The sequence below is a fragment of the Nocardiopsis valliformis DSM 45023 genome (assembly GCF_000340985.1).
In the GTDB taxonomy this organism is placed as follows: domain Bacteria; phylum Actinomycetota; class Actinomycetes; order Streptosporangiales; family Streptosporangiaceae; genus Nocardiopsis; species Nocardiopsis exhalans.
This window is the reverse complement of sequence record NZ_ANAZ01000047.1, coordinates 17365-34611: the sequence shown is the minus strand read 5'-3', so window position 1 is coordinate 34611 and position 17247 is coordinate 17365. Positions and strand designations below refer to the sequence as shown.

At 70.2% G+C, this 17247-nt stretch carries 16 protein-coding genes; 12 read left to right on the top strand and 4 right to left on the bottom strand.

Annotated features, from left to right (window positions below):
* Nucleotides 1-3 precede the first annotated feature (3 nt).
* Complete coding sequence (nadA, locus tag D457_RS0128940) at nucleotides 4-1002, bottom strand: quinolinate synthase NadA (RefSeq protein WP_017584161.1); 999 nt, start codon at nucleotides 1000-1002, stop codon at nucleotides 4-6.
* A gap of 255 nt (nucleotides 1003-1257) precedes the next feature.
* On the opposite strand from nadA, the gene D457_RS0128935 reads away from it, so the two are divergent.
* The 6 genes from D457_RS0128935 (at nucleotide 1258) to D457_RS0128910 (ending at nucleotide 6448) form a co-directional block, all read left to right on the top strand.
* Nucleotides 1258-1929 (top strand): NUDIX hydrolase, encoded by a 672-nt coding sequence (locus tag D457_RS0128935; RefSeq protein WP_017584160.1) that lies wholly within the window; start codon nucleotides 1258-1260, stop codon nucleotides 1927-1929.
* A gap of 102 nt (nucleotides 1930-2031) precedes the next feature.
* Complete coding sequence (locus D457_RS0128930; RefSeq protein ID WP_017584159.1) at nucleotides 2032-2688, top strand: HAD family hydrolase; 657 nt, start codon at nucleotides 2032-2034, stop codon at nucleotides 2686-2688.
* 177 nt (nucleotides 2689-2865) lie between these two features.
* The gene (locus D457_RS0128925) at nucleotides 2866-3981 is read left to right on the top strand and encodes an ATP-binding cassette domain-containing protein (RefSeq protein ID WP_026117134.1); all 1116 of its coding nucleotides are present in this window, start codon (nucleotides 2866-2868) and stop codon (nucleotides 3979-3981) included.
* Nucleotides 3978-4817, top strand: coding sequence for an ABC transporter permease (locus D457_RS0128920; protein WP_017584157.1), 840 nt, complete (start codon nucleotides 3978-3980; stop codon nucleotides 4815-4817). Before D457_RS0128925 ends, D457_RS0128920 begins: the two co-directional genes overlap by 4 nt.
* 1 nt (nucleotide 4818) lies before the next feature.
* Nucleotides 4819-5499, top strand: coding sequence for an ABC transporter permease (locus tag D457_RS0128915; RefSeq protein ID WP_017584156.1), 681 nt, complete (start codon nucleotides 4819-4821; stop codon nucleotides 5497-5499).
* 58 nt (nucleotides 5500-5557) lie between these two features.
* On the top strand, nucleotides 5558-6448 hold the full coding sequence (locus D457_RS0128910) for an ABC transporter substrate-binding protein (RefSeq protein ID WP_017584155.1): 891 nt from the start codon (nucleotides 5558-5560) through the stop codon (nucleotides 6446-6448).
* Nucleotides 6449-6528: 80 nt separating this feature from the next.
* On the opposite strand, the gene D457_RS0128905 is transcribed toward D457_RS0128910, so the two are convergent.
* The gene (locus D457_RS0128905; RefSeq protein WP_017584154.1) at nucleotides 6529-7251 is read right to left on the bottom strand and encodes an NUDIX hydrolase; all 723 of its coding nucleotides are present in this window, start codon (nucleotides 7249-7251) and stop codon (nucleotides 6529-6531) included.
* Nucleotides 7252-7380: 129 nt separating this feature from the next.
* On the opposite strand from D457_RS0128905, the gene D457_RS0128900 reads away from it, so the two are divergent.
* Genes D457_RS0128900 through D457_RS0128890 form a run of 3 tightly spaced genes read left to right on the top strand, consistent with a single transcriptional unit; the run spans nucleotide 7381 to nucleotide 10909 of the window.
* Nucleotides 7381-8178, top strand: coding sequence for a hypothetical protein (locus tag D457_RS0128900; RefSeq protein WP_193374550.1), 798 nt, complete (start codon nucleotides 7381-7383; stop codon nucleotides 8176-8178).
* Nucleotides 8175-9980 (top strand): DUF4149 domain-containing protein, encoded by a 1806-nt coding sequence (locus D457_RS0128895; protein ID WP_017584152.1) that lies wholly within the window; start codon nucleotides 8175-8177, stop codon nucleotides 9978-9980. Before D457_RS0128900 ends, D457_RS0128895 begins: the two co-directional genes overlap by 4 nt.
* On the top strand, nucleotides 9977-10909 hold the full coding sequence (locus D457_RS0128890) for a 5'-methylthioadenosine/S-adenosylhomocysteine nucleosidase family protein (RefSeq protein WP_017584151.1): 933 nt from the start codon (nucleotides 9977-9979) through the stop codon (nucleotides 10907-10909). The genes D457_RS0128895 and D457_RS0128890 overlap by 4 nt, the downstream gene beginning before the upstream one ends.
* Before the next feature lie 84 nt (nucleotides 10910-10993).
* On the opposite strand, the gene D457_RS0128885 is transcribed toward D457_RS0128890, so the two are convergent.
* Together D457_RS0128885 and sppA are read right to left on the bottom strand one after the other, a co-directional pair.
* A complete protein-coding gene (locus D457_RS0128885) occupies nucleotides 10994-11494 on the bottom strand; it encodes a flavin reductase family protein (protein ID WP_017584150.1) in 501 nt (166 codons plus the stop codon).
* Nucleotides 11491-13215, bottom strand: coding sequence for a signal peptide peptidase SppA (gene sppA, locus D457_RS0128880; RefSeq protein ID WP_017584149.1), 1725 nt, complete (start codon nucleotides 13213-13215; stop codon nucleotides 11491-11493). Before sppA ends, D457_RS0128885 begins: the two co-directional genes overlap by 4 nt.
* Nucleotides 13216-13337: 122 nt before the next feature.
* Here sppA and D457_RS0128875 point away from each other — a divergent pair, with 122 nt between their 5' ends.
* From D457_RS0128875 to D457_RS0128865, 3 genes are all read left to right on the top strand, one after another.
* Entirely contained in the window at nucleotides 13338-14018 is a 681-nt protein-coding gene (locus D457_RS0128875; protein WP_026117132.1) for a hypothetical protein, read from the top strand.
* Between the two features lie 208 nt (nucleotides 14019-14226).
* On the top strand, nucleotides 14227-15570 hold the full coding sequence (locus tag D457_RS0128870) for a M16 family metallopeptidase (RefSeq protein ID WP_051073065.1): 1344 nt from the start codon (nucleotides 14227-14229) through the stop codon (nucleotides 15568-15570).
* A gap of 72 nt (nucleotides 15571-15642) precedes the next feature.
* Nucleotides 15643-16989: a M16 family metallopeptidase gene (locus D457_RS0128865; RefSeq protein WP_017584146.1), complete on the top strand. Its 1347-nt coding sequence runs from the start codon at nucleotides 15643-15645 to the stop codon at nucleotides 16987-16989.
* Nucleotides 16990-17247 lie beyond the last annotated feature (258 nt).

Below are 17247 nucleotides of genomic sequence, written 5' to 3'. Positions count from 1 at the left end.
CCGTTACTCGCCGCCCCGGGAGGGCTGACCGATCGAGACCATGCGCTCCACGGAGCGGCGGGCGCGTTCGGCGGTTTCGGGGTCGACCAGGATCTCGGTGGTGCCGTGGCGCAGAGAGTTCAGCAGCTTGTCGGCGTCGATCATCTTCATGTAGTGGCACTCGGCGCGCGAGTTGACCGCCTCGAACTCCGTGGTGGAGTTCGCGTTGCGCAGCTGGTGCAGCATGCCGGTCTCGGTGGCGATCAGCACCTTCTTGGCGCTGGTGTTTTCGGCGGCGCTGAGCATGCCGCCGGTGGAGAGCACTTTGACCCGGTCCGCGGGGACCGCGCCGCTGCCCACCAGGTAGAGGGCGGAGGTGGCGCAGCCGCACTCGGGGTGGACGTACACCTCGGCGTCGGGCTCGGCCGCGACCCGCTCGCGCAGGGTGTGGCCGTCGATCCCGGCGTGCACGTGGCACTCGCCCATCCAAATGTGGATGTTCTCGCGGCCGGTGACCCGCTTGACGTGGGCGCCCAGGAACTGGTCCGGCAGGAACAGGATCTCTTTGTCCTCCGGGATGGAGCGGATGACGTCCGCGGCGTTGGACGACGTGCAGCAGATGTCGGTCTCGGCCTTGACCGCCGCCGTGGTGTTCACGTAGGCGACTACGACCGCGCCGGGGTGCTGGGCCTTCCAGGCGCGCACGTCCTCGGCGGTGATGGTGTCGGCCAGCGAGCACCCGGCGTTCGGGTCGGGCAGGAGGATGGTCTTCTCCGGCGCGAGGATCTTGGCGGTCTCGGCCATGAAGTGCACACCGCAGAAGACGATGGTGCCGGCGTCCACGCTCGCGGCGAGCCGGGAGAGCGCCAGGGAGTCGCCGGTGTGGTGGGCGACGTCCTGGATTTCCGGACGCTGGTAGTTGTGCGCGAGGATGACAGCGTCGCGCTCATCTGCCAGGCGGCGGACCTCAGCGGCCCATTCCTGCCTGGTCATGGTGTCCGCCGTCGCGGTGACCGTTGCCATGTCCTACTACTTCCTTGAGGCTGTGGGCACGTCGTGCGGGCGCCGTGCCGTGGGAGGTCAGTGCGGTGGACTAGTTTTTGTCTTGCAGGCACAAACCTGGTGAAGCTTAACATGTCGTGGAACGGAAGGGACAGGGTGGATATCCCGGAAGCAAACGGACAGGTCACGGTGGTCGGAGCGGACGCCGCAGCGGGAGCGACCGCGACGGCCGCCCCACACGAGGCCGGAGCGGTCGGAGGGGGAGGTGGGGGAACGGTGCTCTCGGCACACGAGGCGCTCGCCGTCGTCCTCCAGATCCGCGGCGGTGAACTGTGCGTGCTGCTGTGGCGGCGGGCCCTGCCGCCCTGCGAGGGGGAATGGGCGCTGCCCGGCGGCCGCCTCCGCGCCGACGAGAGCCTGGGCGCCTCCATCCGCCGCCAGCTCGCCCAGAAGGTCGACGTCCGCGACCTGAGCCACCTGGAGCAGCTGGAGACGCGCAGCGACCCCGAACGCGACCCCCAGCGCCGCACCCTGGCCACCGCCTACCTGGGTCTGGTCCCGGCGCACATCGACCCGGTGGTGCCCGACGACACTGGGTGGCACCCCGCCGCCGACCTGCCCCCGATGGCCTTCGACCACGCCGCCATCGTCCGTTCGGGCCGCCGTCGCCTGCGCTCCAAGCTCAGCTACACCAACCTTGGCTTCGCGCTGGCGCCGCCGGAGTTCACCATGTCGGAGCTGTCCGCCCACTACCGGGCCGCCCTCGGGCACGATGTGGCCGCCACCAACCTGCGCCGGGTCCTGCTGCGGCGCGGGCAGATCGAGGAGACCGGGCGCTCGGTGCCCTCGGGGCGTTCGGGCGGCCGGCCCGCCGCGCTCTTCCGCTTCCGCGCACGAGAGTTGGAGGTCACCGACGCCTTCGCCGTGCTGCGCCCGCCGGTCGGCTGACCTGGAGGCGGTTCCGGCGGCTGACCCGGCGGCCGCGTCGCGTCGGCCCGAGTCTCCGGCCGAGGACGCTGTGTAAACTCCCTAACCGTGGCAATTCGTACTGTGGTGTTCGACGTCGGCGAGACGCTCATCGACGAGACGCGGATCTTCGCGCGCTGGGCGGACCGTTTCGCGATCCCGCACATGGCGTTCTTCGGCACCATCGGTGGTGTGATCGCCTCGGGCGGTACCCTCACCGATGGGTTCCGCCTGCTCGTGCCCGGGTTCGACCTGGAGGCCGAGAGCGCCCGCTGGCGTGCCGAGGAGCCCGACGGTGAGCGCGAGCACTTCACCGAACGCGACCTCTACCCCGATGTGCGCTCCGCCTTCAAGACCATGCGCGCGGCCGGGCTGTCCCTGGTGATCGCGGGCAACCAACCGCCCGAGGCCGGTCCGGCCCTGGCCGCCATGGAGCTGGGTGTCGACGGCATCGGGATCTCCGACGACTGGGGGGTGGCAAAGCCCCAGCCGGAGTTCTTCGACCGGACTCTGGAGCTGGCCGCGCGGAGCCGCCCCGGGCTGACCGCCGAGGAGATCCTCTACGTCGGCGACCGCGTCGACAACGACGTCCTGCCCGCCGGTCGGGCCGGGATGGCCACCGCCCTGCTGCGCCGCGGTATCTACGGCTACCGCCACTCCGCCACCCCCGAGGCCCGCAGCGCCGACGTCGTCGCCGACGACCTTCACCAGCTCGCCGACTGGATCACCGCCCGCGGCTGAGCCCGCGTGTCGTCCCGCCCCGCCCCGGGGTCTCCCCGGTACCCTCCCAGCACGTCCCAGTGACGGCTGACTCCCCATGCTGCCCGTTTGATCCCCAATCCTGGGGGAAACAGTGCACATCTGCGCATGCTCCCCACCGGCAACACCCACCGGCCCCCGAACGGAGACGACCCCGCGATGATCACATTCGAGGGCGCCGCCAAGATCTATCCCGACGGCACCGTCGCCGTCGCCCACCTGGACCTGACCGTGGAGACGGGTAAGACCACGGTCTTCGTCGGCCCCTCCGGCAGCGGCAAGACCACCTCCCTGCGGATGATCAACCGCATGGTCGAGCCCACCGACGGCACCATCCGCATCGACGGCGCCGACATCCGTGACCAGAACCCTGCCCAGCTGCGCCGCTCCATCGGCTACGTCATCCAGCAGGCGGGCCTCTTCCCGCACCGCACCGTCCTGGACAACATCGCCACGGTGCCCCTGCTGCTGGGCTGGCGGCGCTCCAGGGCCCGCGCGCGGGCGGTCGAGCTCATGGAGCTGGTCGGGCTGGAACCGGCCCAGGCCAAGCGCTACCCGCACCAGCTCTCCGGCGGCCAGCAGCAGCGGGTGGGCGTCGCCCGCGCCCTGGCGGCCGACCCGCCGATCCTGCTCATGGACGAGCCCTTCAGCGCCGTGGACCCGGTGGTGCGCACCAGCCTCCAGGACGAGCTGATCCGCCTCCAGCAGGAGCTGCACAAGACCATCGTGTTCGTCACCCACGACATCGACGAAGCGGTGCGGCTGGGAGACAAGATCGCGGTCTTCCGCCCCGGCGGGGAGCTCGCCCAGTACGACGCCCCCGAGCGGCTGCTCGCCGAACCCGTGGACGCCTTCGTGGAATCCTTTATCGGCTACGACCGCGGAGTGCGCCGCCTGTCCTTCTTTCCGGCCAGCGGGCTCTCCCTGCGCGAGGACGTGGTCTTCGACGACGAGGACCGGGTGGAGCGGGCCCAGACCCTGGTCGCCGGGGAGAACGAGCCCTGGGCGCTGGTCGTGGACGCCGAACGCATGCCCAAGGGGTGGGTCAGCGCCGAGCAGCTCGACCGGGCCCCCAGCGGGGTGCCCCTGGGCTCGCTGGACCTGGCGCCCTACGGCCACACCTTCGACGTCGGCGTGGACTCCCTGCGGGCCGCCCTGGACGCCGCGGTGCTCTCACCCGCGGGCCGGGCGGTCGGCGTGGACGACGAGGGCCGGGTGGTCGGGGTGGTCTCCCAGAACGACCTGGGCGCCGCCATCTGGTCGGTGTCCGAGTGATCGCCGTGGAGGGCGGGAACGGGGCGCTCGGCGTCTGGGAGTGGATCACCCGGGTCACCGAGTGGGGTGTGGCCAACTGGAGCTACCCCGACGAGCCCAACCGGGGCATCTGGCCCCGGCTGCTCGAACACATGCGCCTGGCCTACCTCTCCATCCTCATCGGCCTAGCCGTCGCGCTGCCGCTGGGTCTGGCGTGCGCGCGCTGGGGGCGGCTGTACCCGCCGGTGCTCACCGGCGTGAACGTGCTCTACGCGGTGCCCTCGATCGCGCTGTTCTTCCTCATGCTGCCCTACACCGGGTTTAGCGACTGGACCGCGATCGTGCCGCTGTCCCTGTACACGCTGGTCATCCTGCTGCCCAACGTGGTGGACGGGCTGCGCCAGGTCCCCGACCACGTGCGCCAGGCGGCGGTCGCGATGGGCTTCAGCCCGCTCCGGCGCCTGCTCACCGTGGAGATGCCGGTGGCGGTCCCGGTGGTCATCGCCGGGTTGCGGGTGGCCTCGGTGGCCACCATCAGCATGGTCAGTGTCGCCTCCCTGGTGGGACTGGGCGGGTTGGGCCAGCTCATCCTCAGCGACGGGTTCCGCCGCCAGTTCGATGCGCCCATCGTGGTCGGCATCGTCCTGGTGGTCCTGCTGGCGTTCGTCACCGACGCCCTGCTGGTGGTCGCCCAGTACCTGCTGACCCCCTGGAACCGGGGTAACGGTGGATCGGGCCGGGCGCGACGGTCGGGCCGCGCACGCTCGCGCCAACGGGCCGTGGTGGCCACCGGGACCCCCGTCGGCGCCCAGACCACCGCCGTGCAGGGCCCGAACCAAGCCACTGCGGGGGAGTGACATGGACATCCTGAACGAACTCGCGGCGTGGTTCGCCGACCCCGCGCAGTGGACCGGCCCCGCCGGCATCCCCGCCCGGATGGGCGAACACGTCTACTACTCGCTGCTGGGCCTGCTGATCTCGGCGGCCATCGCGGTACCGATCGGCCTGCTCACCGGACACACCGGGGTGGGCGGCTTCTTCAGCGCGAGCCTGGCCAACTTCGCCCGCGCCCTGCCCACTATCGGCGTGCTGTTCCTGATCGTGCTGGCCGCCGGGATCGGCCTGGTCCCCGTCGTCGCCGCGCTGGTGGCGCTGGCCGTACCGCCGATCCTGGTCAACACGCACGAGGGAGTGCGCGGCGTCGAGCCCCGACTCAAGGACGCAGCCCTGGGCATGGGCATGCGCGGCCACGAGGTCCTGTTCAAACTCGAACTCCCGGTGGCGACACCGCTCATCCTGATCGGGATGCGCACCGCTGCCGTCCAGGTGGTGGCCACGGCCACCATCGCCGCCTACGTGGGGGTGGGCGGCCTGGGCCGCTACATCGTCGACGGCCAGGCCCGCCAGGACCTGACCATGATGCTGGGCGGTTCCGTACTCGTGGTGGCGCTGGCAGTGGTCACCACGCTCCTGTTCGCCGGGCTGCGACGGCTCCTCGTTGCTCCCGGACTGCGCTCCGAAGCCGCGGCGGCGCGCTGACCGGGTCGCCTTCAGGCACCACCCGACAAGCGAAGGTTCCCAGAGAGAAGGTTTGGACATGCACAAGAAGCTCGCCCTCATCGGGCTTCCACTCGTGGTGCTCCTCAGCGCGTGCGGTGGCAGTGACCCCTTCGAGGAGGAGGGCGGCGAAGCGGGCACGGTCGTCATCGGTTCGGCCGACTTCCCCGAGAGCAGCCTGCTCGCCGAGCTGTACGGCCGGGCCATGGCAGCCGAGGGCGTCGACGTCGAGTACCGGCTCAACATCGGCAGCCGCGAGGTGTACTACTCGCAGATCGAGTCGGGCAACCTGTCGGTCTTCCCCGAATACAACGGCGCCACCCTGGCCTACCTCGACGACGAGGCGCCCAGCACCGACCCAGAGGAGACCAACCGCCTGGTCGAGGAGGCCCTGCCCGACGGCCTGGAGATCCTGGACTCCTCCAGCGCGGAGAACAAGGACTCCGTCAGCGTCACCAGCGAGGTCGCCGACGAGTACGACCTGACCACCCTGGCCGACCTGGCCGACGTCGCCGACGAGCTGGTCCTGGGCGGTCCGCCCGAGTTCGAGACCCGCCACCAGGGCGTGGTGGGCCTGGAGTCGGTCTACGGGGTCGAGTTCGGCGAGTTCCGCTCGCTGGAGGTCGCCCTGCTGACCCAGGCGCTCCTGGACGACGACATCCAGGCCGCCAACCTGTTCACGACCGACCCGCAGATCGCGGTGGAGGACTTCGTGGTCCTGGAGGACCCGGAGAACCTCTTCGGTTCGCAGAACATCACCCCGATCATCAACAGTGACCAGGTCGACGACACCGCGCGCGCCGCCCTGAACGCCGTCTCCGCGGCCCTGACCACGGAGGAGCTCACCCAGCTCAACGAACGCGTCATCATCCAGAACGAGAACGCCGCGGACGTCGCCCAGGAGTGGCTCGAGGAGCAGGGCCTGGCCTGACCGCTCTGAAGCTCTGACAGGAAGGGGCTCCGGAACCGTTTCTTCGGTTCGGGAGCCCCTTCCCCTTGTCCCGGTGGGGGTCAGCCCAGGGATGTGCCGCGCAGCAGCGGCGGGTAGAGCACCCGGGCGGGGCCCGCCCGGTAGAGGGCGGCGGGCCGACCCGCCTCGGCGGCCCGGCGCTCCCCGGTCGGTTCGACGAAGCCCTCCGTGCGGGTGACCTTGCGCCGGAAGTTGCTGGGGTCCAGCGCGGTCCCCCAGATCACCTCGTACACCCGGCGCAGGTCGCTGACGGTGAACGGCTCCGTGCAGAAACTGGTGGCGACGGTGGTGTACTCCAGCTTTGCGCGCGCTTTCTCGACCGCCTCGCCCAGGATCGTGCTGTGGTCGAAGGCCAGGGGGAAGTCCGGTGACAGGGCTCGTTCGACCGGGATCCAGGCCGCCCGTGCCGCGTCCGTTCCCGCCACGGGTGTCGGCAGATCGGGTCCCAGCGCCAGGTAGGTGATCGTGATGACCCGTCCGCGCGGGTCGCGGCGCGGCTCGCCGTAGGCACGCAGCTGGGCCAGGTGCAGGGTGTGCCCGTCGAGTCCGGTCTCCTCCTTGAGCTCGCGCAGCGCGGCCCCGTCGAGCGCCTCATCGGGGCGCACGTAGCCGCCCGGTAGCGCGTGGCCCCCGAGAAAGGGCTCCTTGCCTCGTTCGATGAGCAGCACGTTCAGGTGCCCGTCCCGCACGGTGAGGATCACGAGGTCGACCGTGACGGAGACCGGGAAGCGGGGCGGTGCGGGTTCGGATCTCGGGGTGGTCATCCCACCAACCTACTAAAGGTGAACTTGACCATAAATGGGAGGAGGGTTATGGTCCAAGAGACCTTAATTGTTCGGGTGTGCTGCCCGTGAACTCATGGGGGGTCCGCGTTGACGGAGTTCACGCTTGGTGTGGCCAGCTCTTTGGCGGCCACCGCCGCGACGCTCGGGTTCGGATGGCTGATGTCGAAGCGGGTGCGCGGGTGGGTGCTCGCCGCGCTCGCCCGGCTCAGCGGGCTCGGCGTACTGCGGATCCATCGGCACCAGGACGACGCGAAGGGCGAGCTCGCCGAGGAACTGCGGCGTGCGCGCTCGGTGCGGGTCATGGTCGGGCGGGGGAACGAACTCACCCGGGACGGCTTCGCGCCGTTGTGGAGCGGTGGGGGACGGACACCTGAATCCACCCGGGTTCTCCTGCCCGACCCCTACGTCCCCGAGGAGGGGGAGTCCTGGCTTGACCGGCGCGAACGCGAACTGGGCGTCACCGACCCCGGGTTCCGGCGGGGCGTGCTGCGGGACCAGGTCCTGGCCAACCACCGCTACCTGCTGGAGGCGACCGCGGCCCAAGACAGTACCGAGATCCGCTTCTACGACCTGCCTAACCTCTACCGGATCGTCGTCACCGAGAACCTCGTCTTCCTCACTCTCTACCGAAAAGCCGTACATGGGCGCAGGTCGCCCTGTATCGTCGCAGGCCAATCAGGGTGGCTCTACGAGTTCGCCCTGCGTGTGTTCGACACCGCCTGGGAGGCGAGCCGTTCCCCTGACGGCGCCCCCGCCTCCCACACTGACCGTCCTCCCCCGCCCGTGGGCCCCGCCGCCCCGGTGCAGGAACGGTCCCCCGCTCGTGACCTCCCGCCGCACGAGCACAGCCACCACTCCCTTGCCCCCCGAAACCGGGTGGGCCCGGATCCCAGGGATCTGTTGTGAGCACCGAACACCCCCACGAACGCGGGCTCCCCGCCCGCCGCAACACGACCCCCACCGACCTCGACAAGGTCGAGGAACTGGTGGGCTACTCCGAGTACGACCCCACGACCAGACTCTCCTGCGCGGCCTGGACGGACGCCGAATTCCGGGACGCCGTCCTGGGAGAGCACGAGGAACAGAAGCACCGGACCCATGCCCGTGAACCGGGACTGGACGCGAAGAAAGTCGCCGGGCAGTGTGAGGAGGCCCGCGGCGTGCGGGTGGCCGCCGGATGGTGGTTCATCGTCATCAGCGCCGCGATGTGCTTCTTCAGTTTCCCCGTCGGTGTGTTCGGCATCGTCCTCGCGGTGCTCTTCGCGTCGGTGGGCCTGATCAGCAGCACGGCGCTGGGCCGAATCCCCGGTTGGGCCCGAACCCTGTTCGTACTTGCCCTGATCGGTTTCGTGGCGAGCTGGCTCCTGCCGCTGCTTGGAGCCGTTCTCCTGAGCCAAACGGGTCCGGTCGACCCCCACGGCAGCGGGAACCTCGATTCCCAGCCGTACCCGCCCAGCGGCTCCGGAACGCCGACGGTCGGCTTCCTGATCCCCGTCTGGGTCGGGGTTCTTCTCCTGCTCGTGACCGCCGTCGGGGTCGGAACCTGGGCCCGGGTCCGGACCAACCGCGCCCTGTGGGAACTGCGCCGGAAGGGCCTGGCGAAGCTCCGTGAGGAACGGAAACGGCAGGAGAAGGACGCGGGACAGCGGACGGCACCCCGTCCCCACCGGAGCGGGGTGGGCACGAGACCGGTCGCCTTCTACAGCTCCTACCTGCCCTTTGTCGGGGCAGGCCAACAGTTCCGATCCTGGCCGGTCACCCTGAGACTGCGGCGGGACGACAATCAGGACCAGGCACAGGACGGCGATCCGGCCCCCTGCCACCTCGCGGACGTCACCGGAATCGAGCCCGCGACGGACACCGCCCTGGTGGAGGCCGTCTACGAGCGTCTGCGAGAGGGCCTGCCCGAACTCGCTGACGAGGGGACGCTGCCCGCCGCCGCACGCACCAGCCTCGCGGTCGCCGACTGCGTCTTCCTGCCCGGTGAGCGCGACGCGCCACCCCAGGGCCTGGTCAAGGACCTGGTCTACGGCCGTCCCACGCGGCTCGAACCGGACTGGGTCCACCGCCTCATCGATGTCTCCCACGAGCGGGCGCGCCACTTCCTGGAGATCGGAGTCAGCCTCTGGGAGGGCGAGCTGGTGGTCACCGTCTTCGTCCGGGTGACTTCCCGGGGCGGGCTGCTGCACATCGAGGGCGAGACCCTGGTCATGCCTCCGATCTCCGACCGCTACGCGGTTCCCGCGGGAGACCTGCCCCGAGGGAAGGACGCCGACGACTTCATCTTGGCGCTTTGGGGCGCGGCCACCGGTCTGTTCGGCGACTTCCAGCGGAACTTCGGCGAGGTGGGTGCCTCGAAGCGGATGAACAAGCGTGCCCGGGACCACGACGACGAGTACAACGCGGCCATCGCGAACGACTACCTCTTCGACTACTCACCCCGCCGGGGCGTGCGCGAGCTGGCCGCTGCCGACGGGCTCGAGCAGCTGTTCCAGTCGCACGACCTGCGCCGGGTCACCCACGCGGTGCGGGAGAAGGTCCTCGTCTGCGTGGGCGAGGTCCTCAGGGCCGAGGGCTACAGCACCGGCGAGGTGGCCCAGGTCGTCCAGAACTACAACGCCCAGAACATGGGCTTCGGTGACGTCAAGTTCGACCAGCGGACGAACCAGCCCGCAGGGGGCGGCGGCAAGGAGGGGAAGAGCGCGTGAACCACTTCTCGGGAAAGCAGAACTTCAGGGCGCACAACATGGCCTTCGGAGACGGAATCAACTTCGACCAGCGGAACACCTACCCCAACCACCCCGGCGAAAGTTCCGCGAGTTCCGAGGGGCAGCCCCGCGAACAGGGCCGCGAGGCCGACCGGCCCAAGCCCTCCGAGGCCGATGCGGTGGTCGTTACCGCCCTTGAATCCGAGTACCGGGCGGTCGCCGAGCACCTGGTCGAGCCCTTCGAGGAGCACTCCTCGAACGGCACCCTCTACCGGATCGGAACGCTCAAGGGAAAGCAGCGCACCCGCCGGGTCGCCCTCGCCCAGACCGGCCCGGGCAACGTCGACGCCGGGGTGCACCTGGAACGGGCTCGGGCCGCCTTCGACCCCGAGGTGATCGTGTTCGTGGGTGTGGCAGGCGGGATCAAGGACGTCCGCAAGGGGGACGTCGTGGTCGCCGACGCCGTTTACGACTACGAGACCGGCAAGGTCGACCAGGACGGGTTCCGTTCCAGGGCCAAGACAGAGGGACCCTCCCACCCGGCCATGCAGCGGGTCATGGACGTCGTTTTCCGCCAGGAGTGGCCCGCGCTGGCCAAGGTCGGCGTCCCGGGCCACACGCCCCGCGCCTTCGTGAAACCCATCGCCGCGGGCAACAAGGTCGTGGCCGACCGGAGCTCCGCCACCGCCGAGAGCCTGCGCCTGCACTGCGGTGACGCCGTCGCGGTGGAGATGGAGGGGTACGGGTTCTTGCGCGGCGCCTACCTGTCCTCGGGCACGCATGCCCTGGTGGTCCGTGGTATCTCGGACCTGGTCGACGGCAAGACCGCTGAGGAGGACGATTTCTGGCAGCCGGTCGCGGCCGGGTACGCCGCGGCCTTCACCTGTGCCTTCCTCGACCTCTTCGACCCCGGTGAGGGTGGGAAGTAGGGGACCGGGAAACACCGGAGGCGCCCGAAGGGGCCCCGGGCCGCAGCCCGAGCACGGGGCGGGCTGCGGCCCGGGGGCAGACCTCTAGTCCACCACGTGGTAGCGCCCGTCCCAGCGGACCATCGCCGCCGCGGAGCGCCGCTCCGCACCCACCTCGGGCAGGCCCACCACGTCGGCGAAGAACACCACGTGGTCGCCGACCTCCACGCGCTGTCGCACCGAGCACTCCAGCGCGGACAGCGCCTCGTCCAGGACGATCGCCCTGGTGCGCTCACCCCGGTGGTGGGGCACTCCGGACACCAGGAGCCGGGCGCTGGGCCGCCCCTCCGCGGAGAAGCGGCCCGCGATGGCGCGCTGGTCGGCGGCGAGCACGCTCACCGCGAACGCGCCCACCTCCTCGACCACCTCGGCCACGTAGCCGTCCCCGGCCACGCTCAGCATCACCACCGGGGGATCCGCAGAGACCGAAACCAGGGCGCTCACCGTCGCCCCGATGTCGTCGCGGCCGTCCGCGACGGTCACCACGGTCACCCCGGTCGGCAACAGCGCCATGGCCTCCAGGTAGGCGCCGCCGTCAACGCTCAACGGATCTCCCACGCACCCGGCATGCTCAGCGGACCGCCGACGGGCAGGCCCATCCGGACCGCCAGGTGCTCCAGCGGGCCCCAGGCGCTCAGGACGGTCTGCGGCTCGGACGAGGCCAGGTCCTCACTGGACTCGTGCTGGCGGAACCGGTCCAGCGGGTGCGGGCGCGGGAAGGCGCGCACCGGCAGCGCCCCGGCCCCGGCCTTGGCCCGGGCCAGCCGTACGGCCGTCTCGACCCCGCCCAGTTCGTCGACCAACCCGCGCTCCTGAGCGTCGGCCCCGGTCCAGATCCGGCCCTTGGCGACCTCGTGGATCTCGTCCCAAGTCCGCCCGCGGGCGGCCGCGACCTTGGTCACGAAGTCGTCGTAGATGGTGTCCAGGAGCAGGTTGATCCGCTCCCACTCGGACTCGCTGAACCCCTGCTCGGGGTCGAACATGCCCGCGTGCGCGCCCTCGCTCACCGAGTCCGAGGTGATCCCGAACCGCTTCTTGAGCTCGCCCAGGACCGGCTTTCCGGTGAGCACGCCGATGGACCCGGTGATGGTGGCGGGCTGGGCCACGATCGCGTCCGAACCCAGGGCGACGTAGTAGCCGCCGGACCCGGCGACGTCGCCCATGGTCGTGATGACCGGCTTGCCCGCCTCGCGGGTCAGCTGGCTCTCGCGGCGGATCAGGTCCGAGGCGATGGCCGAGCCGCCGCCGCTGTCCACCCGGAACACCACGGCCCGGACCCGGGGGTCATGGCGGGCGGCGCGGAACGCGGCGCAGACGGTGTCCGAACCCATCACGGCGCCGCCCAGCGGGGAGCGGCGGCTCTTGCCCAGGGTGATGCCGCCGCTGGCGGAGATGAGGGCGATGTGCTCGCCGCCGTCGGCGAACTTCGGCTTGGGCGCGGAGGCGTGCTTGCGGTGGTAGCGGGTGACGAACTGCAGTCCGGGCTCGGGGGAGTCCTTGCCCTTGTCGCGCACCTCCTTGGTGAGCTCGGCGTAGACCTCGTCCCGGTAGGCGAGCTGGTCGACCAGCCCGGCGTCCAGCGCCTCCCGGGCCAGGATCGGGGCGGTGTCGATGAGTTCGCGCACCCGCTCCTCGGTGAGGTCGCGGCTCTTGGCGACCGCCGTGACGATCTGGTCGTTCATGGACTGCACGATCCGGCCCATCGCCTCGCGGTGGGCCGGTGTGTACTCGGTCTGGGTGTACTGGTTGATCGCGTTCTTGTACTCGTGGCGCGCCCCGGCCTCGAACTTCACGTCGAGCTTGTCCAGGGCACCCTTGAGGAAGGTGGTGCGCGACCTCAGGCCGCTCAGGCCCACCAGACCGGTGGGCGAGAGAACGATCCGTGAGAAGGCGGTGGCCAGGTAGTAGGGGAGGTTGCCGTCTCCGGCCTCTCCGTAGGTGTCCGCCCAGGCCACGGCGGTCTTGCCGGTCGCACGGAAATCGGCGACCGTGTCCCGCAGCTCCTGGATCTTGGCGATACCCAGGGCACGGGCGTCCACGCGCACGATGAGAGCGCCCACCTCGGGGTCGCGGGCGCCGCGGCGGATTCCCTCCAGTACTTCCAGGTACTGCTGTTTGCGGCGGTTCATGATCTGGCTGAGGGGGTCGCCCGGTGAATCGTCGGCCACACCCTCCGTCAGGTCGAGTTCCAGCACCAACGGGCCCCGGGGCTTGGGGCCGAACCGGTTGAGGGACAAGGGCTCAGTGATCTTCGCGAGGTCCACCATGGACCCAGGGTAGTGGCGGTGGTTTCCCGGTGCGGCGGGTGTGTCGGGGGCGCTATGGTCGACTGTGCTCCGATCTGTCAGACGCGTGGTCGGCAGACCTGTAGAGAAGGGCGGAACGATCCATGGCGCGCACGACGGGCGAGGTCCGGCACCGGGCGGGAAGTGGTCGTGTTCTCGCGGTGAGTGCTGCGGCCCTCCTGGCGCTGAGCGCCTGCGCCGGTGAGTCGGCCGGCGAGATCGAACTGGAGCGCGGCGAGAGCGGCATGATGCCCGCTATCGAGCCGCCCGGCCCCGAGGGTTTCGACAGCGCCGACGTCGGTGGGGTGAGCATCGACGCCCCGGACGACTGGGAGGTCCAGAACGAGGGCGGTCAGCTGTGCATGACCCCGCCCGGTCAGAGCGCCTGCGCCTACGGTTCGGTCCAGCTGGTCCCCAAACAGGCCGCCAACCACCCGCAGGACTGGCCGAAGAAGGGCGACGCCTTCTACGACGACGACGGCTGGGCGGACAACACCGATAGCTGCCGCAGCCTCAACACCGCCGCCTCGGGCAACATCGGAGTGGACAAGGCCACGCTCACCAGTGACCACGGTCAGATCTTCGAGCACGCGGACGGCCTCAAGTCTCACCACTCGGTCTGGTCGGTCACCTGCGACAACGACGACACCTTCGAGGTGCGCATGTGGTTCCTGCCCGAGAGCGACGTGATGCTCTACGTGTGGTCCGCGGACGCCCAGTACAGCGCCCTCTACGACGAGATCGCCGCGTCGATGGACACCACCGAGTACCGCAACGCGTCCTAGCGCTCCCGTCCTGCATCCGTCCCGGTGTTCCGGCTCTCCCCGGTGCCCGGACGGGAATTCCATTCTGTTCCGACATCACCTGACAAACTCCGGCAAAACCCCTGTGGATTACTGGAACCGAGTGTCCCCGCGGTGCTTTGAGGCCATAGGCTCGTAACCGGTCAAGCAGTCAACGGAACTTGATGGGGTGCATGCGCTGGTGACCACCATGGAAACGTCGGGCCGGGTCGAACAGTACAAACTGGACAACGGACTGCGTCTGGTGACGGCTCCGGCCTCTACCGGCCAGGTCGCCTCGGTCAACCTCTGGTACGGGGTCGGGTCCCGACACGAGGTGCCCGGCCGCACCGGGTTCGCGCACCTCTTCGAACACCTGATGTTCCAGGGCAGCGGCAACGTCACCAAAGGCGAGCACTTCGACGTGGTCGAGCGGCTGGGCGGGGACATCAACGCCTCCACCTCCACCGACCGGACCAACTACTACGAGACGGTCCCCACGCACGCCCTGGACTCCGTCCTGTGGCTTGAGGCGGACCGCCTGGCGACCCTGCGCGAGGGCATGACCCAGGAGGTCCTGGACAACCAGCGCGACGTGGTCAAGAACGAGCGCCGCCAGCGCTACGACAACCAGCCCTACGGCACGGCCCTGGAACGCATCCTGCGCCTGGCCTACCCCGAGGGCCACCCCTACCACCACTCCACGATCGGCTCCATGGCCGACCTGGACGCCGCCGACCTGGACTACGTCAAGTCCTTCCACAAGGCGCACTACGGCCCGGACAACTGCGTCCTGACCATCGTCAGCGATCTGGAGTCCGCGGACGTCCTGGCGCGGGTCGAGAAGTACTTCGGCGCCATTCCCGCCCGCGACTTCATCCCCGAGCCCCCCGACCCCACCCTGCGCGCCCCGCTGGGCGGTCCGGTGCGGGACTCGGTCTCCGAGACGGTCCCGGCCGCCGGGGTGTTCATCGGCTTCCGCGTTCCCGCCTACGGTGAGCGCGAGCACGACGTCGCGCAGCTGGCCGCGGCCGTCCTCGGCCAGGGCCAGGGCAGCCGCCTGTACCGCTCCCTGGTCGTGGACCGGCCCATCGCCGCCGACGACGGCGGCGGCTCCGCCGACATCCTGCCCTTCCGCTACACCGACAGCCTGCTGCTGGTGAACATGCTCGCCCGCGAGGGTGTGGCCGGTGACGTCCTGGAGCAGGCCATCCGCGAGGAGGTCGCCAAGCTCGCCTCCGGGATCACCGATGAGGAACTGGACCGGGCCCGCGCCGTGCTGGAGCGCGAGCACCTCCACTCCATCGCCAGCCCTTCCGGACTGGCCGACTCCATCGGTAGCTGCACTCAGCTGCTCGGCGACCCCGAGCTCGCCTACACCTGGCCTGAGCGCTGGGCGGACGTCACCGCCGAGGAGGTCCGGGCCGTGGCCGAGCGCCTGCTGGTCGACGACAACATGCTGGTCGTGCGGTTCGACCCCGAGTCCGAGACCGCCGCCGAGACGCTCGAGGTGGAAGCCGAGGCCGACGCCGCGGCCAACGCCCCGCAGGGATAGCCGCCGTACCGGCGTCACCGCCACCCAGGCGTCACCGCCCGTTCCCGCCAAGCGCAGAAAGAGCCGCAGAGCATGCAGCAGACCCGCCCGGACCTCGGCGCCCCCGCGTCCTTCACCTTTCCCAAGCCGCAGCGCGTCAGCGTCGGCGGCGGCACCGTCGTCGCCATCGACGTGCCTGGCCAGCAGCTGGCCTCCCTCCGTCTCGTGCACCCCTTCGGTGGTGCCGTCGAGCCGCTCGACGCCATGGGCGTCAGCGCCCTGACTAGCGAGGCCCTGGAAGACGGCCCCGACGGCAACAGCTCCCTGGCCCCGGCCCTGGAGCGCTACGGCGCCGAGTGGATTTCCCGCGTCAACTGGGACGGTTTCATCACCGGCCTGGACGCGCCCACCAGCCGCCTCGGCGACGCCGTCCGCCTGTTCGCCGATGCCGTGCGCCGCCCCGCCCTGACCGCCGATGATGTCGTGCGCCGCCGCGAGCAGCTCCTGGAGCGCTTCTGGCTGGACGCCTCCTCGGCCTCCACCCTGGCCATGCGCAGCCTCGGCGGCCAGCTGTTCACCGGCCGCTACGCCACGCCCCTGGCCGGCGGCCCGGTCAAGCTGGCCGATATCACCCCCGAGACCGTCGCCCGCTTCCACGCCGACTCGATCGCCTCGGTCGCCGGCACCCTCGTGGTCGTCGGCGACCTGGCCAACGTCGACCTCGAGGAACTGGGCCGGATCGTCTTCGGTGACGCCTCGCCCACGCCTGAACGGCAGGTCACCGCGCCCGCCCCGCCGCCCGGCGAACTGCCCCGCGTGCTGATCGTGGACCGCCCCGGCTCGGTCCAGTCGGCCCTGGTCATCGCGCACCGCGCCCCCTCGCGCTCGCAGGTGGACCTGCCGCGCGCCGAGGGTGTCAGCGACGTCCTGGGCGGGATGTTCACCTCCCGCCTCAACATGGAGCTGCGCGAGCGCCTGGGCTACACCTACGGCGCTGGGAGCCGATTCGACCTGCGCCGCGACAGCGGGGTGTTCTTCATGAGCACGCAGGTGGAGGCCGCTACCACCGCGCACTCGGTCACCTCCTCCCTGGAGCAGATCAACAAGCTGCGCGACGGGGGCGTCACCGAGGACGAGCTCGCCTCGGTCCGTGAGTCCAACATCGTGGGGCTCCCGGTCACCTACTCGACCGCCCGGGCCATGGCTGGGGCGCTGGTCGACATGGTGGTGCACGACCTGCCCGACGACTACGTGGACCGCAACCGTGCCGGGTACGAGAAACTCACCGCCGAGGACCTGAACGGCGCCGCGGTCGAGTACCTTCGACCGGAGGAGGCCGTCGTGGTGGTGGTCGGCGACGCCGACAGCCTGCGCGAACCACTCGCCAAGACCGAGGTCGGCCCGGTCGAGGTGCGCTCTCCCGAGTCCCTCTGGAGCTGATCGCCAGGGGTTTCGTGCACGCGCCGACGCACGTGCACGAAACCCGGTTCAGGTCAAGGATTGGCAAGGGAGAGCCTTGTCATGGCATGTGTGGCTCTCCCTCGGACATAACGAAACCGAACCTATGTGTCAGCCATCAGGCAACCACCAGCGTGGACATTGCGTCATGCTGGTATAACGAGTGATCCGTGCACCTACGTGGTGACAGCGACCGCAATGCTCCGCAGGAGGCCACCATGGCCGGTGAATGGACCCGTG

Bases quoted from the DNA above. Each gene is read 5' to 3' on its own strand.
- nadA (WP_017584161.1), bottom strand. From the start codon at position 1,002: ATGGCAACGGTCACCGCGACGGCGGACACCATGACCAGGCAGGAATGG.
- D457_RS0128925 (WP_026117134.1), top strand. From the start codon at position 2,866: ATGATCACATTCGAGGGCGCCGCCAAGATCTATCCCGACGGCACCGTC.
- D457_RS0128915 (WP_017584156.1), top strand. From the start codon at position 4,819: ATGGACATCCTGAACGAACTCGCGGCGTGGTTCGCCGACCCCGCGCAG.
- D457_RS0128910 (WP_017584155.1), top strand. From the start codon at position 5,558: ATGCACAAGAAGCTCGCCCTCATCGGGCTTCCACTCGTGGTGCTCCTC.
- D457_RS0128905 (WP_017584154.1), bottom strand. From the start codon at position 7,251: ATGACCACCCCGAGATCCGAACCCGCACCGCCCCGCTTCCCGGTCTCC.
- sppA (WP_017584149.1), bottom strand. From the start codon at position 13,215: ATGGTGGACCTCGCGAAGATCACTGAGCCCTTGTCCCTCAACCGGTTC.
- D457_RS0128875 (WP_026117132.1), top strand. From the start codon at position 13,338: ATGGCGCGCACGACGGGCGAGGTCCGGCACCGGGCGGGAAGTGGTCGT.
- D457_RS0128870 (WP_051073065.1), top strand. From the start codon at position 14,227: ATGGAAACGTCGGGCCGGGTCGAACAGTACAAACTGGACAACGGACTG.
- D457_RS0128865 (WP_017584146.1), top strand. From the start codon at position 15,643: ATGCAGCAGACCCGCCCGGACCTCGGCGCCCCCGCGTCCTTCACCTTT.